The organism is Campylobacter sp. RM6914 (assembly GCF_004803835.1).
Lineage (GTDB): Bacteria > Campylobacterota > Campylobacteria > Campylobacterales > Campylobacteraceae > Campylobacter_A > Campylobacter_A californiensis.
This window is the reverse complement of sequence record NZ_CP012545.1, coordinates 347,986-363,432: the sequence shown is the minus strand read 5'-3', so window position 1 is coordinate 363,432 and position 15,447 is coordinate 347,986. Positions and strand designations below refer to the sequence as shown.

The window sequence follows — 15,447 nt, the reverse complement described above, 5'->3', positions numbered from 1 at the left end:
TAAAGAAAAAATTTTAAAGGTTAAAGTATGATTAAAATCAAAGCTCTGCTTATATGTGCTTTTGTTGCGCTTTTTAGCGGTTGTTCATTTAACGGTTTTTTTGCCGATGAGCCAAAACGCGAGATCATAGTTCAAAAAGTCGACAAAGACGATCTTAGAGAGGTCATGAAAAAAGAGAAGATGATCTATGACGCAGCCCCTGCCGAGACTACATTTAGGGCAGTTGGCGAGGGCATAGCTCCTCTTAACTCGGTATCTCACGCACAGTCAGTCACTTTAGCAAAACGCGCAGCAATGGCTGATGCCTACAGTCAGCTTGCAGGCAAACTTTACGGAGTTAAGATCAATGCCGAAGATACGGTTAGAGACGCTATGCTTTCAGACTCTTCTATCACTTCTAAAGTGCAAGGTCTTGTTAAAAACGCGAGAATCGTTAACGAGAGCTTTAAAGACGGACTTTACAAGGTCAATATGGAGCTTAGGATAGACCAAGATAAGTGGCGCGAAGTCTTTTCTTACTAATATCTCTTATAAATTTAATGTTTAGCTCGGAAGAATTTATCTTCTGGGCTAATATAAACACAACAAATCATGTCGTAACATCTGAAGAAATTTCATTTTCAAGAGCTATGGTTTTAAAATACAAAGGCGATTTAAAATTTCTTTGCGAGATAGACGAAACGCTCGATAACAACTCAACTGTTATAGAATTTTTAAACCTTCATAAAGACAAAATTTTCAACTGCTTTTCACTGCAAAGAGTGGACGTAAAAAGCGAATTTCGCAAGAGAAATAACGACATCACACAAACTTCAAATTTTAAAATACCGCCGATAAGATTTATAATAGAATTTAAGCCAAAATCGGCTATTATTGGGGTATTTAAAAGCGAGGAAGATAGATGAATGTAGTTATCGTTGAAGATGATATAAACATGAGAAAATCTCTCGAACTCGCACTTGCAGAGTATGAAGAACTAAATATCAAAAGCTACAAAAGCGCGGCTGAGGCTCTCAAAAAGATGGGAGAAGACACCGATGTTATCGTAACCGACATAAATATGCCCGGTATGGATGGGATAGAATTTATCAAAACTCTTGACGGCAAATTTGATGTCATCATTATCACAGGAAACGCCACTTTAAACAAAGCCATAGAAAGTGTAAGACTTGGAGTAAAGGACTTTTTAACCAAGCCTTTTGATGCTCAAACTCTTTATGATGCCATAAAAAGAGTTGAAATTTTAAAACAAAAAGCGCCAAATTTTACACAAGCAAAAGAAGCTAAAACACAAAATAGTGACGAGTTTACTCATGTTTCACCATCTTTAAAGTCCGCACTAAATATCGCTAAAAAAGCAGCCTTAACCGATGTTAGCATCATGCTTTTTGGAGAAAGTGGAGTTGGCAAAGAGGTATTTGCAAATTTTATCCACAAAAACTCACCCAGGGCAAACAAACCATTTATCGCTCTAAATATGGCGGCGATACCTGAAAATTTAATAGAAAGCGAACTTTTTGGATTTGAAAAGGGTGCTTTTACCGACGCTGCAGCAGCCAAAAAGGGACAATTTGAGCTAGCTAATGGCGGAACACTATTTTTAGACGAGATAGGTGAAATGCCTATAAATTTACAGCCAAAACTTTTACGCGCACTTCAAGAGCGCGAGATAACAAGGCTTGGCGCGACAAAAAGCACGAGTATCGATGTGCGCATAGTTTGTGCGACAAATGCAAATTTAGAAAGCTTGATATCTCGCGGTAAATTTAGAGAAGATCTGTTTTATCGACTAAATACCATCCCTGTCTTAATCCCTCCTTTAAGAGAGCGTCAAGAAGAGATCATACCTATCGCAGAAAAAACGCTCGAAGATGTTTGCGCTCAGTATGGTTTTGCGAATAAATTTTTTAGCCAAGAAGCAAAAGATGAACTCTTAGGATACGACTTTCCGGGAAACATTAGAGAGCTCATCTCTATCATCCAGCGAGCGGCGATACTTAGTGAAAATGACGAGATAACAGCCAAAGACCTTTTTATAAAAAGCAGGAAAAAACAAGAAATTTCAGATAAAAAGCGAGAGCTTTTTGCAGATGTTTTGCGTAGTGTTGAGGGTGATTTAAAGGAAGCTTGCGAGATATTAAATTTAAGTGAAAATAAACTAAAAGAGAAGATAAAAATATATAATTTAAAGGAGTTTGAATGAGAAAATTCAATGTTGCTATAGTCGGCGCAACAGGTGCGGTCGGTGAAGAGCTTTTAAATGTTTTAGCAGAAGTTGATTTTCCGGTTGCAAATATCTTACCTCTTGCAAGCGCTAAAAGCGCTGGCTCGTCGGTGGAATTTGGCGGCAAAGAGTATAAGGTGGTAGAGCTAACCGAGAGTGTGTTTGAAGAGCATGAGGTAGATATCGCATTCTTTAGCGCGGGAGGCTCGGTTTCTGCTAAATTTGCTCCACTAGCGGCTGCTAGCGGTGCTGTAGTTATAGATAATACTAGCCATTTTAGAATGGATGCGGATGTGCCTTTGGTTGTTCCAGAGTGTAACCCGCAAGACATAGCTTTATGGAAAACACGCGGTATTATTGCAAATCCAAACTGCTCAACTATTCAAATGGTGCAAATTTTAAAACCTCTTGATGATGTTTACGATATCCAAAGAGTTGATGTAAGCACCTACCAAGCAGCCTCTGGAGCAGGCAAAGAGGGCATGGAGGAGCTAGTGCTTCAAATGCAAAAATTCTTTGAATTTAAACTTGACGAGTGCGAGCCAAAAGTATTTGCGCATCGCCTAGCATTTAACGTTATACCTCATATCGATGTGTTTTTAGACAACGACTACACAAAAGAAGAGATGAAAATGGTCAACGAAACACAAAAAATACTACACAAAAACATGGAAGTAAGCGCAACTTGTGTTCGCGTGCCTGTTCTTAGAAGCCATTCAGAAGCCATAACTATCCACTTTGCAAAAGATGTAGACGCTCTTCATGCAAAAGAAATTTTAAGCAAAGCTCCAAGCCTTATAGTGCTTGATAACCCGAGCAAAAAAGAGTATCCGATGCCTCTTCACTCTACCGATACAAACGACACTTACGTAGGAAGAATTCGCGTAGATAACTATAGACCAAATGTTCTTCACCTATGGTGTAGCGCCGATCAGATCCGAGTAGGAGCTGCTACAAATGCTGTTAGGATCGCTCAAAAATGGATAGAACTTCCAGAAAACGCTCTTTAATGCAATAAACTAGCTATGAAATTTCATAGCTAGTAATTTAACCACGTATATAAATTTACAAAGCCTCACTTCTTTGGTTTTATAAATTTATTTATTGATAAAATTTAGTAAATTAAGCCAAATTTTTATAGAATACCGCCTTTATAAATTTCAAAGGAAAACAATGCTTAAAAGAATTTTTGAGAGATTAATGATCGCAAGTAACGCATTTACGATACTTCCGGTTATCTTTTGTCTACTTGGAGCCATAGTGCTTTTTATCATCGCAAGTTATGATGTTTTAGTTGTTTTTGGCGACGTATATGCTTACTTTTTTAAAGGATTTCATCCTGATGATTTTCACTCCGATATCGTCGGCGTAATAGTCGGAGCAATCGACTTATACCTCATGGCACTTGTGCTTTTTATATTTAGCTTTGGCATTTATGAGCTGTTTATAAGCGAGATAGACGAGCTAAAAACCGACAAAAGCTCAAACGTCCTTGAGGTGCACTCTCTTGATGAGCTAAAAGACAAACTAGCAAAAGTTATCGTAATGGTTTTGATCGTAAATTTCTTCCAACGCGTCTTGCATGCAAATTTCACAACTCCACTTGAGATGGCATATCTTGCAGCTTCTATACTTGCGCTTTGTGTTGGACTTTACTTTTTGCACAAAGGCGGTTCACATTGATTTGGACCCATCTTCAAATTTTGCCTTTTATGCCCTGCCTCATTGGCGTTAAACAAACGCCAGCCCTGCAAATGCGGATTAATCTTAATATATGCTATTTTTCTATATAATCTAACAATCTTAAAAATAAAGGAAAAGCATGATTTTTATTGATGCCTGCTTAAAAAAACCAACTCCTTATACTCCCGTTTGGATGATGCGTCAAGCCGGTCGCTACCTACCAGAATACATGCAAGTTAGAGCGCAAGCCGGGGATTTTCTATCGCTTTGCAAGGATTATAAAAAAGCCAGCGAAGTTACGATACAGCCTGTTGATATTTTAGGCGTTGATGCCGCGATACTTTTTAGCGATATTTTGGTAGTTCCACTTGAGATGGGCATGGAGCTTAAATTTATAAAAGGCGAAGGTCCTGTATTTGACGAGTCCGTTAAAAACCTAGAGGACTTAGAAAAGCTTGATAGCGCAAAAGCTGTTAAAAATTTAACCTATGTTTACGATACTATCAAGCTAACACGCCAAAATTTAGCTGCCGATAAGGCTTTGATAGGATTTTTGGGTGCTCCTTGGACGCTTGCTACATATATGATAGAGGGCCAAGGCACAAAAACTTACGCGATCTGCAAAAAAATGCTCTATTCAAACCCTGAACTTTTGCATCAAATTTTAGATAAAGTTACTGCCGCTTGTATCGGTTACGCAAAAGAGCAAATTCGTTCGGGAGTAAATGCTATACAAATTTTTGACAGCTGGGCTGCCGCTCTTGAAGAGAGTGCATTTTTTGAATTTAGTTGGAAATATATCATTAAAATCGTGGATGAAATCAAACGTGAATTTCCTCAAATTCCGGTTATCGTATTTCCAAAAGGCATAAGCGGTTATTTGGATAAAATTTCTGGAAATTTTGATGTTTTTGGTGTTGATTGGAGCACTCCGATAAAAACCGCACGTGAAAAGCTAAGCCCAAAATACGTCCTTCAGGGCAATATGGAACCAACACGTCTTTATAGCAAAACAGCCATTGACGAAGGCGTATCACACGTGCTTAAAGCCATGAAAGGCGCTCCTCATATCTTCAACCTAGGTCACGGCATACTTCCTGATATACCAGTCGAGCATGCAAAATACTTTATAAAAAAAGTACAAGAAGACAGCAGAAGATAAACCAAATGCCGGTTTAAAGCCGGCATCATCTTAAAAATAAATTTTTTCCAAATGACACATAAATTTTAATAAAAGTAATATGTAAGTTGTTACGTTATATAATGCCAATCTTATAAAATGCTGTTAAAAATAAATTACTTTTATACTACAAAAAAGGATAAATTATGGGCTCAAAACTCGTAAAAAGTGTCGTGCTGTGGATTAGTGTGTGCTTGGTTGCAGGGCTTAGCATATTTTCATTTACCAACTTTTTCTTCGTCAAGAAGGAGACCAACAAACTTGTTCTCTCTTCGCAATACAATGTCGTAGAAAATAGTATAAATTACCTAAATAGCTATTTTGTTTCCAAATTTAGACCTATAAATTTTTTAGCCGGAAAACTAAAAGATAAAGATATGTCAGAAGACGAAATTTTAAGCGTCTTAAAAACAGGCCAAGAATCTGCCGACTTTGCACTATTTTATATGGGTTTTGAAGAAAACGGCAGAATGCTTCGCTCAAATAACAAAAACCAATGGCCAAGCGATGGCTACGATCCAAGAGCTCGTGGCTGGTATAAACAAACCGCACAAAACGGGAAAAATACCATAACCGATGCCTACATAACTTCAACAGGCAACCACCTAGCCATTTCGCTAACCGCGCCTATTTATAAAAACGGTAAACTGTCCTCAGTCGTTGCCTCTGATATTTTACTTGAAGGTCTTAGCGACAGTATACTTGGCATGAAACACTACGAAGAAGAGAAGATCATCGCTATCGATCAAAAAGGCAGGATGCTCATAAACCAAGACAAAGAGTTGATATTAAAAGAGCTTCCTTTAACAAAAGATCTTATCAATATCTTCAAAGATGACAATAAAAAAATTTTAGGCGAGTTAAGAACGCATAAATTTACAGAAAATGACGAAACAATGGTCGCTGCATGTCTAACAGAACCGTCTTCAAATTTACTTGTATGTTCGATTGTTCCTCTTAGCATAAATGACAAAAGTTCAAATGCACTTTTACAAACACAAGTCGGACTATCTGTGGCATTTATAGTTTTAATCTCGCTAATGCTAATGCTAATAATGAGTTACAAACTAAAACCTATAAAAGATATAGAGCTTGGACTCGTGGGCTTTTTCAACTTCCTGCACAACAAAACAAACAAAGTAACCGACATCAAGGTTGCCTCAAATGATGAACTTGGCAAAATGGCAAAGATGATCAATGAAGGTATGCAAGAAATATCTACTCAAAAGATCAGTGAAACACAGTTTTTAAAGAGTGTAAATACCTTTATAAAACAGATAGAAAACGGCAAATTTGCAACTACCTTGGATGATATAACCACAAATAACCCAACATTAGAAGAGCTTAAAGAAGATCTAGCAAATTTACAAAAATCTCTAAAAATAGCCATATCTTCAAACAGTAATGATGTCTTAAATTTACTAACATCTTACAAAAAGCATGACTTCACATCTCGCCTTGACGACAGCGGCATGATAGCTAGCGGAGTAAGTGCTCTTGGAGAAGAGATAGCAAATATGCTAAAGACTAACCTAACTCAAGCAGAAGGCTTACAGCAAAAAGCTCAGATCCTAGCAAGCTCTATGAAAGAGCTAACAAATGGAGCACACCTACAAGCAAACTCTTTACAAGAGAGTGCAGCAGCAGTTGAACAGATGAGTAGCTCTATGAGTGCAATATCTCAAAAGACACAAGATGTTATAAGACAAAGCGAAGAGATCAAAAATATCATAGTTATAATCCGTGATATAGCAGATCAAACAAATTTACTTGCACTTAATGCCGCTATAGAAGCTGCACGTGCAGGAGAGCATGGACGTGGATTTGCTGTTGTTGCTGATGAAGTAAGAAAGCTAGCAGAGAGAACTCAAAAATCTCTAGGTGAGATAGAAGCAAATACAAATGTATTAGCCCAATCAATCAATGAGATGAGTGAAAGCATAAGAGAGCAAAGTGAAGGTATAAATATGATAAACCAATCTGTTGCTCAAATAGATACTTTAACACAGCAAAATGTTCAAGTAGCTAATAAAACCAATCAAGTAACTTCTGAAGTAGATGAGATGGCTAAGAAGATAGTTGAGGATGTAAGGAAGAGGAAGTTTTAATGTCTGTGGTGTTTGGACCGGTTAGTTCGCGTAGATTCGGCATGAGTTTGGGGATCGACCTTTCGCCACATGCTAAGTCGTGCAACTTTGATTGTGTTTATTGTGAACTAAAGATAGCCAAAAAGGTGGATAAAATTTCAAATCCACCAAGCGTAGACGAGATCATAAACGATGTCTCGTCCGCGCTTAAAGTGCATCCAAACATCGACGTTATAACACTTACGGCAAATGGCGAACCCACTCTTTATCCATACTTAAAAGAGCTTATCGCCAAACTAAATTTAATAAAAAATAGTGCAAAATTACTAATCCTATCAAACGCGACAGGCGTCGTAAAACCTGAAATTTACGACGCTCTCTTAGGACTTGATATAGTAAAATTTAGCCTTGATAGTACGATAGAAAAGACTTTTCGCAAGATAGACCGAGGACATAAAGAGCTAAATGTAGCGGATATCATAGAAAAAATGACTGAGTTTAAAAGGGATTTCAAAGGCGAGCTCGTCCTTGAAATTTTAGTCGTAAAGGGATTAAACGATACTGCACAAGAATTTAACGCACTAAACAAAGCCATAAATCAAATTTCGCCAAATCGCGTAGACATAAGCACGATAGACCGACCACCTGCCTATCCTGTCAAAGGCGTAAACACAGACATGTTGCGCGAACTATCGGCTCATATCAAAAATATACCTTGCGTTATCGCTAGCGCAAAATACAGCGGTGAAAATTTAGACTTTAGTAAAGACGAACTAATAGCGCTACTTTCTCGTCGCCCACAAAGCGAGATAGATGTAAAAAATAGCTTTTCAAGTATATCAAAGCAAAATTTACAAGAACTCCTAGCCGATAATAAAATCTATGAAATCAGCGTTAGTGGGGTTAAATTTTATAGGACAAATGAGCAATAAACGCCATATAACACTATTTTTATATCACTTGTTAAGCCTATTTTACTCTAAAGAATACAAAATTTGAATATTTTTTAAAATTTAAGCTAAATTTTATTGACAAACGCTTTCAATTTGTCTATAATACAGTTTCTTTTAAATTGTTCCGGATTAGCTCAGCGGTAGAGTAGGTGACTGTTAATCACTTGGTCGCTGGTTCGAACCCAGCATCCGGAGCCATTTCTTTTAATATCCCTTTAAAATTCAAAAACTTTATTATCTAAATTTGCCGCCTTGCTTTTAAAAATACTTTATACAGCAATTATTTAATAATTAACACAAAAAATATCTACATATGCCAGCAAAGATAGGATAAAATATATTTTATACACGCAAAAAGATATACAAATTTAACAAGTTGTAACCCCAAGCGGATTATGTTATTTCCGCTTGGTTGGTAGAAGTTTATTTTATAAAGCCGCTAGCGATGACTTTATCTCTGTCATACATCACACAAAGCTGGCCTTGGGCGACACCAAGAGCGTTTTGGTTAAGCATTAAAACTGCCGTTTTATCCTCTTTGTTTATCTTGACCGAAGCTTCGAGTTTCGGACTTCGGTAGCGAATTTTTACTTCACTATCAAATTCATCCTTATCAATAAACAAATTTACATTTTCAAGCTCGACCATCTTTTGAGCCAAATCATCTTTTGAGCCAACTACGATCTCGTTCTTATCGGCGTTGATCTTTAAGACAAAGTGTGGCTCATGCGCACCGTAAATTTCAAACCCGCGACGCTTTCCGATAGTGTAGTGCATGTAGCCTTGATGACGACCCACGATATTGCCGTTTTTATCCACAACATTGCCTGGTAAATTTGTATTGTAATGTTTCTCAAGAACCTGGATATATGTATCTTCCACAAAGCAAATTTCACTACTTTCAGCCTGTGTGCCAAACTCGCTTAGCACATCTATGCTTTTGGCAAGCTCTTTTATATCAGACTTAAATTTATCACCCAAAGGGAAAACAACATCCTTTAAAACCTCTTTTGGAACTTGAGCCAAAAAGTAGCTTTGATCCTTGCTCGAATCCTTGGCTTGCGTAATAAGACCGTCCACAACTTGCACATAGTGTCCTGTGGCAAGCTTTTCACAGCCCTGCTCTTTAGCAAAATCCAAAAGCGCTCCAAGCTTGATAAAGCGATTGCATAAGGCACACGGATTTGGCGTTTTACCCTCTTTATAAAGTTTTACAAACGGATCGTAGACAAATTCGTTAAATTTATCTTGCAAGTCTAAGATGTGAACTTGTATACCAAGATACTCTCCAACCTTTTTTACTTTTCTTATATTTTCTTCATGATAGCCTGGCTTTGTGTGCAACTTCATATAGCAGCCTTGCACTTCATGTCCCTGCTCTTGTAAAATCTTGGCGGTCATCGTGCTGTCCACGCCTCCGCTCATCGCAACCATTATCTTCATAAAAACCTTTGTAAAAATATTGTAAATCAGACATTATATATCTGAATTTTAAATATTTAAAATTTCACTTACGATATAGTCGATATCATCACTTATATGATATAAATTTACATCTTGAGGATTGATAGTTTTTTCATTTACAAGAGTGGTTTTTATGAAATTATCTAGACCGCTCCAAAACTCAGACCCAAAAAGGAAAATTTTAACCTTTTTAGTTCCTACTTGAGCTAAAACCAATATCTCAAAAAGCTCATCAAGTGTGCCATATCCACCAGGAAACACAACAAAGGCGACAGAGCTATCAGTAAGCGCAAATTTACGTGGGCTAAGGCTTGAAAAAAGATAATCAGCGGTCGTGTAAGGATTGGTTCGTTGCTCAAACGGCAAGCGCACATTTAACGCCACACTTGGGCTTTTGCCACTTTCGTAAGCACCCTTATTTGCCGCACACATTATGCCATCTCCTCCGCCAGTAAGCACGGCAAAACCAAGCTCGCCAAGCTTATAAGCAAGCTCTCTTGCGCTCTTATAATACAAATTTTCTTCGTCAAATCTAGCAGAGCCAAAAAATGTTACATTTTTATTATTATGAGCCAAAACACCTTGAAATTTAACAAAATCCTCGATCAAATCACTACTCAAATACCACTCCTATTTTAGCTGTTGTAAGCGCTCGCGTTTTGAGCCTATTTGAGTTATTTGTATGCCGAAATTTCCGTCTATTATCACAACTTCACCCACGGCTATAACCTTATCTCCGATTAAAATTTCAAGCGGGTCGTTTGCAAGTTGATTAAGCTCTATAACAGAGCCGATATCCATGGTTAAAACATCTTTTAATAACATTCTTTTTGAGCCGATACGAACGCGAATAGGCAAACGCACATCCATGATAAGCCCGATATTTCTCATCTCTTCAGCACTAAATTCGCTCTTTAAGGAAGCTTTTGACGGTGCTTCTGCTTGCGCCAAGCCTTGCTCTTGAGATCTTGGATCAAGTATATTCATTAAAGATTGATCACAAGCGATCCCTATGCCTTCGCTTATCTCGTCTATGTTTACATTAAATAAAAACAGCTTCTCATAGCCGCTTAGGTCCAAATTTGAATTTTCATCCAGAAAACTAACGCTTGATATATCAAAACCAAGCTTTGGCAACTCTTTTTGAGCGCCTAGTGAGGTGCTAAACGCTCCTAGTAAATTTGAAAAAATTTCCTTTGCCGCATCAAGCTCATCTACGCCTAAATTTTCATTACGAGAAATTTCCTCCTCACCCATCATCCATTCGCCAACGGCACTTATTAAAACAGGAGTGCAAACTATGGCGATCTTGGCACTTATATCGCCTTTTGTCATGATGTTTGCAATGGCGACCGGAGGTTTTATGCCGTTTTGACTAGATGCGTCAAAATCGTTTCTCTCACCAACTTCAAGCATGCGTCCTGTAAGCCCCTCGATGGTCGCTTTTAGCTCATTTGTAAATAAATTAAAAAAATTATTCATCATCTTCGTAGTTCTCTTCTTCTTCTAAATTTTCTGCGTGGTCATACTCCATAAGCTTAGCCTTACGCTCCTCTTCGTAGTGTTCGAGGATAGACTTGATCTCATCCTTATCGGAGCGTATAAGTTTTTCGATCTTGATAGATTTTCTAAACCTATGAAGTCCTACTTCAGCTAAAAATACCTCTTTTTTATCTATGCAAACGATAGCCTTATCGTCCGCACCTCTATCGAGACGCAAGATGTCACCCTCTTTTAAATTTAAAAATTCATTTACACTAACTACGGTTTGACCAAGGATCGCTTCATAAAGCACCTCGGCACGCCCGATCAATGTTTTTAGCTCTTTATTTCTACTTTTTTTAGCGCTCGTTTCTCCAAGCATTATATCACGGTTTGCTAGACGTCCAAGGATCGGCTCAAGGTAGATAACCGGATAGCATAAATTTATCATGCCACTTGAGTTGCCGACTATTATCTCCATAACAACCATGATAACGATCTCATTTTGGCTTACTATCTGAACGACGTTTGGGCTACTCTCTTTTGCCTCGACGTTTGGATACATATCAGTTATCATCGCCCAGCTCTCTTTTAGGCGTTGCATTATCATCCTAAGCACAGCATCAAGTAAATTTATCTCTATATCAGTTAGCTCTCTACTGGTTTCGAAATTCTCACCGTTACCGCCCAATAAACGGTCTATCATAGGAAAAGCTATGCTTGGATTTATCTCCAAAACGCAGTTGCCATCAAGCGGCTTTATCGAAAAGACGTTAAAGCTTGTTGGACTTGGAAGACTCATTAAAAATTCACCGTAAGTCATCTGATCTACACTGTGCAAGCGAATTTCTACTATACTTCTCATCACGCTTGAAATTTGACTAGCCAAGTTACGTGCTAGTTTATCATGTATGCCTTTTATCGCACGAAGTTGCTCTTTACTGACACGGTTAGGGCGCTTAAAATCGTATATAATTATCTGTTTTTGTTCGGTTTGGCTGACTTCTTGCTCGCCTATACTGCTAGTATCGCCACCCTCGTCAACGACTTCAAGTAGTGCGTCTATCTCTTCTTGACTTAAAATATCAGCCATTAAGCCCCCAAACTACTGCGAATTTTGCCTAAAAGGCGTTTATGAATTTGTGAAATTCTACTCTCGCTTATTTGCATTATCTCGCTTATCTCTTTTAAATTTAACTCTTCGTAATAATAAAGCTGAACTATCAGCTGATCGCGCTTATCAAAACCTTTAAGCACCTCTTCGATCTTTTCTATCAAGTCCTCTTTTTCGACATTATACTCAACATCGCTCTCGCCGTAAAGTTCTATTTGCTCGTCGATAGGAAGTATCGTAATGATAGAACTAACACCTCTTGCTTCACGTATCTTTTCTACATCTTCGCCAAGTTTTTGAGCTAGATACTCATCGCTTGGCTCTTCTTCATGCTCGTTAAAATATATATCAATCTCTAAATTTATACTCTTTACCAGTTTTCTATCAGCCCTACTTATCACGTCAAGCTCACGCAAAAAGTCAAGCATAGCACCATAAATTCGTTTTCTTCCATATCCCCAGAATGAATCATTCTGATCCTTGTCGTATCTTCTGCTAAGTTTTATCATCTCTTCGACGCCGATACCTATAAGGTCGTTCACATCTATACTTGGCGGAAGCCTCTCTTTTAGTTTGTAAGCCATCGCACGAAGAGCCGGCATATACTGTAAAACTATCTCATCTTGCTCTTTTTTGATTGTATTTTGATATGCGTTAAGCTGCTTTTGCTTTAATTCTTGCATTCTGCTTGCCTGAAATTTTATCCGAATTTGTAAGCTTTGACATCACATTATCCATACGCTTTTCCCTAATGGCAAGCTCGGAAATGAGATAATCAGCCACCTCTTCATGTCTATCTCTATCAAAAAATCTCTTAACCGTTCGCCCTACATCAATGTAGTTCATGATAATAATATGGATCACAAGATAGAAGAAAAATGTAATAAGCATAGTATAAACTAGCATTTCAATAGGATCGTTTAGCTTTATCAACGTAAAAACCATGCCGATAAAAAACCCACACACCGTAAAAAATGCTATAAAATTTTCAGCCTTCACGCTCACTCCCCGTCAAAATTGTTCTATCAGGCGTTTTAAAAAAGCACCAAAACTTCTGTTTGTGTCGTCTGTAAGCACTTTTCGTTCCAACCTATAAAGCAAATTTGAAACTATCTGTTTTATCTGCATACTTGACGAACCATAAGAAGTATCGTCCGTAAATAGCGTGCGTTGCTTTATACTTCTTGAAACTTCTTTGTCAGCCTCAAGATGACCGATAAGATCAAGTTTCAGCTCAGGTCCTATGTTTGCCGCGGCAACTCGCTTGATATTTTCAAAAATTCTAACAGCTTCATTTTCGTTTTTCACCATATTCATAAGTAAAAGCTGGTTGTTTTTAAACCTTGAAACTATCTTTATAACAGCATACGCATCGGTTATAGCTGCAGGATCAGGCACGGTAACGACGATTATCTCATCTGCGGCCTCTAAAAATTGCTGAGTATTACCGCCTATGCCGGCTCCCGTGTCTATGATCATAAAATCAAGCTCGTCAAGCTCGCTAGCCTCGTTTAAAAATCGCTCGTATAAAAATTGGTTATTAAATTTTAAGATCTCATCTCCGCTTTCACCTGGGATGAGAGTTAAATTTTTATTAATAGGTATTAAAATTTCTTTTAAAGAGCACTCGCCTTTTAGGACATGAAGCAAATTTTTACCCATCTTTACATTTAGGATGACATCTAAATTTGCAAGTCCGATGTCAGCGTCTAGTAGCCCTACTTTGTATCCGTTTTTAGATAGCACATTTGCCAAATTTGCACTTATCGTGCTTTTGCCAACACCACCCTTGCCGCTTGTTATAGCGATAAAGTGTGTGTTTTTTTTGTTTGTTTTAGAAGAGACGAGAGTTTGAAGCTTTTGAGCTTGATTTATCATTTTTCGTCCTTATCTTCTGAATTTTTAGAGTAGCCTTCAAGCACGCATTCAACTAAAAATTCGCTTTTTGCCTCAAGTAAATCATCAGGCACCTCTTGCCCGACGCAAAAATAACTAACAGGGGTATTTGTCTCATAAATGAGCGAAAAAACATTGCCGAAAATTTTGGTTTCGTCAAATTTTGTTATGATCAAGGTGTCGATATCTAAAAAGCTAAAACCGTTATAAATTTCTATCAAGTCTTCTACTTTAGAGCCGGCAGACAAGACCAAATTTACGTCTATTTGCACATCGCTGTATTTTAAAAATTTATCAAGCTTGTCAAGTTTTTCTTTATCATACTGCGAATTTCCGGTAGTATCTATCAGTATGATATCGCAGTAATTTAGCGTTTTTAACGCATTTTTAAAGTCCTCAACCTCTATCACATCAAGGATAGGAAGCTTCATCATCTTAGCATACTGAAAGAGCTGCTCGACCGCGCCTATACGATAAGTATCAAGCGTGATAATGCCTGTTTTATAGCGCTTTTCACTTCCGTAAGCAAACCTTGCCGCAAGCTTGGCTAGAGTCGTAGTTTTACCAACTCCAGTTGGGCCTACAAGCATCATTATGCGCTGTTTTCTGTCGTTTATCTCTTTTCTGCAAGGAAGCATATTGCGCAAAAGAGAGTAAAAATACCGCTTAACTGCGGTTGGATTTGCCTTCATTGATGTCGGCATGTTTTCTATCGTAGCGTTTATTATCGCTTCTAAGTGCTCTTGTTTCATCCCGCTTTGTTTTGCGGCTTTGTAGATACTTGCAAACTCCGGTGGTATGGCTAGATTATTACGACTTGGGGCACGCTCGTCCCATATCATGTCAGTTATCAGACCAAGTTTTTCGTTTAAGACGCTTACTTGTTTTGCTACGTCGTCGATTTTTTTATTAACACCGTGAGCTTGCTCATCTACCGCTTTTATCTTGCTCATATCGACATTTGCGATCTGACTTATCTCTTTTGCAGCTTCAGATATATTTAAAAGCACGCTTTCATCGACATCATAAGGACGTGCCGGAGTTGTTTTTATCTGAGGTTTTTCTTTTGCGGGCTCTTCTGTGATATTAAATTTAGGCTTTATTGGCTCATAACTAGAGTTAAATTTAGAGTATGCATTCTCGTAATTAACAGCTTTTGGGTTTGGTTTTGGCTTTTGAGGCACATCCTCTTCTTCAACGCTAACTAAAATTTCATAAAGAGGCTTTTTGTTTATGGTCTTAGCCTGAATTTGTTTTGTGGTAACAAGTATCGCTCTCTCACCACATGTTTCTTGCGCTTTTTTTAACGCTTCTATGCTACTTTCGCCTGTAAATGTATAAAATTTAGTTGCCATATATTTCCC

General features: G+C 37.9%; 15 protein-coding genes, 1 tRNA gene and 2 pseudogenes. 10 read left to right on the top strand and 8 right to left on the bottom strand.

What is annotated here, in order from left to right; all coding sequences use genetic code 11:
- The first annotated feature begins 27 nt into the window (after nt 1–27).
- From CCAL_RS01910 to CCAL_RS01870, 10 genes and pseudogenes are all read left to right on the top strand, one after another.
- Nucleotides 28–522: an LPP20 family lipoprotein gene (locus tag CCAL_RS01910; RefSeq protein WP_169938779.1), complete on the top strand. Its 495-nt coding sequence runs from the start codon at nt 28–30 to the stop codon at nt 520–522.
- Nucleotides 498–905 (top strand): hypothetical protein, encoded by a 408-nt coding sequence (locus tag CCAL_RS01905; protein WP_169938781.1) that lies wholly within the window; start codon nt 498–500, stop codon nt 903–905. Before CCAL_RS01910 ends, CCAL_RS01905 begins: the two co-directional genes overlap by 25 nt.
- Nucleotides 902–2,128: pseudogene (locus CCAL_RS01900) on the top strand (sigma-54-dependent transcriptional regulator); the annotation flags it as partial. The gene CCAL_RS01905 and the pseudogene CCAL_RS01900, both read left to right, overlap by 4 nt.
- A gap of 71 nt (nt 2,129–2,199) precedes the next feature.
- A complete protein-coding gene (locus CCAL_RS01895; protein WP_169938785.1) occupies nt 2,200–3,234 on the top strand; it encodes an aspartate-semialdehyde dehydrogenase in 1,035 nt (344 codons plus the stop codon).
- Between the two features lie 163 nt (nt 3,235–3,397).
- Entirely contained in the window at nt 3,398–3,907 is a 510-nt protein-coding gene (locus tag CCAL_RS01890; RefSeq protein WP_169938787.1) for a YqhA family protein, read from the top strand.
- A gap of 139 nt (nt 3,908–4,046) precedes the next feature.
- Complete coding sequence (gene hemE, locus CCAL_RS01885; RefSeq protein WP_170017244.1) at nt 4,047–5,069, top strand: uroporphyrinogen decarboxylase; 1,023 nt, start codon at nt 4,047–4,049, stop codon at nt 5,067–5,069.
- A gap of 164 nt (nt 5,070–5,233) precedes the next feature.
- Nucleotides 5,234–5,767 (top strand): annotated as a pseudogene (locus CCAL_RS09520) (cache domain-containing protein); the annotation flags it as partial.
- Between the two features lie 27 nt (nt 5,768–5,794).
- Nucleotides 5,795–7,195, top strand: coding sequence for a methyl-accepting chemotaxis protein (locus CCAL_RS01880; RefSeq protein ID WP_394346908.1), 1,401 nt, complete (start codon nt 5,795–5,797; stop codon nt 7,193–7,195).
- Complete coding sequence (locus CCAL_RS01875; protein WP_170015016.1) at nt 7,195–8,106, top strand: radical SAM protein; 912 nt, start codon at nt 7,195–7,197, stop codon at nt 8,104–8,106. The genes CCAL_RS01880 and CCAL_RS01875 overlap by 1 nt, the downstream gene beginning before the upstream one ends.
- A 144-nt stretch (nt 8,107–8,250) precedes the next feature.
- A tRNA-Asn gene (locus CCAL_RS01870) sits at nt 8,251–8,325 on the top strand.
- Nucleotides 8,326–8,550: 225 nt separating this feature from the next.
- On the opposite strand, the gene mnmA is transcribed toward CCAL_RS01870, so the two are convergent.
- Genes mnmA through flhF form a run of 8 tightly spaced genes read right to left on the bottom strand, consistent with a single transcriptional unit; the run spans nt 8,551 to nt 15,438 of the window.
- Nucleotides 8,551–9,570 (bottom strand): tRNA 2-thiouridine(34) synthase MnmA, encoded by a 1,020-nt coding sequence (gene mnmA / locus CCAL_RS01865; protein ID WP_170015018.1) that lies wholly within the window; start codon nt 9,568–9,570, stop codon nt 8,551–8,553.
- Nucleotides 9,571–9,618: 48 nt separating this feature from the next.
- A complete protein-coding gene (locus CCAL_RS01860) occupies nt 9,619–10,212 on the bottom strand; it encodes an LOG family protein (RefSeq protein WP_169937237.1) in 594 nt (197 codons plus the stop codon).
- Nucleotides 10,213–10,221: 9 nt separating this feature from the next.
- Nucleotides 10,222–11,076, bottom strand: coding sequence for a flagellar motor switch protein FliY (fliY, locus tag CCAL_RS01855; protein ID WP_170015020.1), 855 nt, complete (start codon nt 11,074–11,076; stop codon nt 10,222–10,224).
- A complete protein-coding gene (gene fliM, locus CCAL_RS01850; protein ID WP_169937234.1) occupies nt 11,066–12,166 on the bottom strand; it encodes a flagellar motor switch protein FliM in 1,101 nt (366 codons plus the stop codon). The genes fliY and fliM overlap by 11 nt, the downstream gene beginning before the upstream one ends.
- The gene (locus CCAL_RS01845; protein WP_169937232.1) at nt 12,166–12,870 is read right to left on the bottom strand and encodes an RNA polymerase sigma factor FliA; all 705 of its coding nucleotides are present in this window, start codon (nt 12,868–12,870) and stop codon (nt 12,166–12,168) included. Before CCAL_RS01845 ends, fliM begins: the two co-directional genes overlap by 1 nt.
- Nucleotides 12,842–13,186 (bottom strand): hypothetical protein, encoded by a 345-nt coding sequence (locus CCAL_RS01840; RefSeq protein ID WP_170015022.1) that lies wholly within the window; start codon nt 13,184–13,186, stop codon nt 12,842–12,844. Before CCAL_RS01840 ends, CCAL_RS01845 begins: the two co-directional genes overlap by 29 nt.
- A gap of 12 nt (nt 13,187–13,198) precedes the next feature.
- Entirely contained in the window at nt 13,199–14,065 is an 867-nt protein-coding gene (locus tag CCAL_RS01835) for a P-loop NTPase (protein WP_170015024.1), read from the bottom strand.
- Nucleotides 14,062–15,438, bottom strand: coding sequence for a flagellar biosynthesis protein FlhF (flhF, locus tag CCAL_RS01830; protein WP_170015026.1), 1,377 nt, complete (start codon nt 15,436–15,438; stop codon nt 14,062–14,064). Before flhF ends, CCAL_RS01835 begins: the two co-directional genes overlap by 4 nt.
- Nucleotides 15,439–15,447: the final 9 nt, after the last annotated feature.

Bases quoted from the DNA above. Each gene is read 5' to 3' on its own strand.
- CCAL_RS01910 (WP_169938779.1), top strand. From the start codon at position 28: ATGATTAAAATCAAAGCTCTGCTTATATGTGCTTTTGTTGCGCTTTTT.
- CCAL_RS01895 (WP_169938785.1), top strand. From the start codon at position 2,200: ATGAGAAAATTCAATGTTGCTATAGTCGGCGCAACAGGTGCGGTCGGT.
- CCAL_RS01890 (WP_169938787.1), top strand. From the start codon at position 3,398: ATGCTTAAAAGAATTTTTGAGAGATTAATGATCGCAAGTAACGCATTT.
- hemE (WP_170017244.1), top strand. From the start codon at position 4,047: ATGATTTTTATTGATGCCTGCTTAAAAAAACCAACTCCTTATACTCCC.
- CCAL_RS01880 (WP_394346908.1), top strand. From the start codon at position 5,795: ATGAAACACTACGAAGAAGAGAAGATCATCGCTATCGATCAAAAAGGC.
- CCAL_RS01875 (WP_170015016.1), top strand. From the start codon at position 7,195: ATGTCTGTGGTGTTTGGACCGGTTAGTTCGCGTAGATTCGGCATGAGT.
- mnmA (WP_170015018.1), bottom strand. From the start codon at position 9,570: ATGAAGATAATGGTTGCGATGAGCGGAGGCGTGGACAGCACGATGACC.
- fliY (WP_170015020.1), bottom strand. From the start codon at position 11,076: ATGATGAATAATTTTTTTAATTTATTTACAAATGAGCTAAAAGCGACC.
- fliM (WP_169937234.1), bottom strand. From the start codon at position 12,166: ATGGCTGATATTTTAAGTCAAGAAGAGATAGACGCACTACTTGAAGTC.
- CCAL_RS01845 (WP_169937232.1), bottom strand. From the start codon at position 12,870: ATGCAAGAATTAAAGCAAAAGCAGCTTAACGCATATCAAAATACAATC.
- CCAL_RS01835 (WP_170015024.1), bottom strand. From the start codon at position 14,065: ATGATAAATCAAGCTCAAAAGCTTCAAACTCTCGTCTCTTCTAAAACA.
- flhF (WP_170015026.1), bottom strand. From the start codon at position 15,438: ATGGCAACTAAATTTTATACATTTACAGGCGAAAGTAGCATAGAAGCG.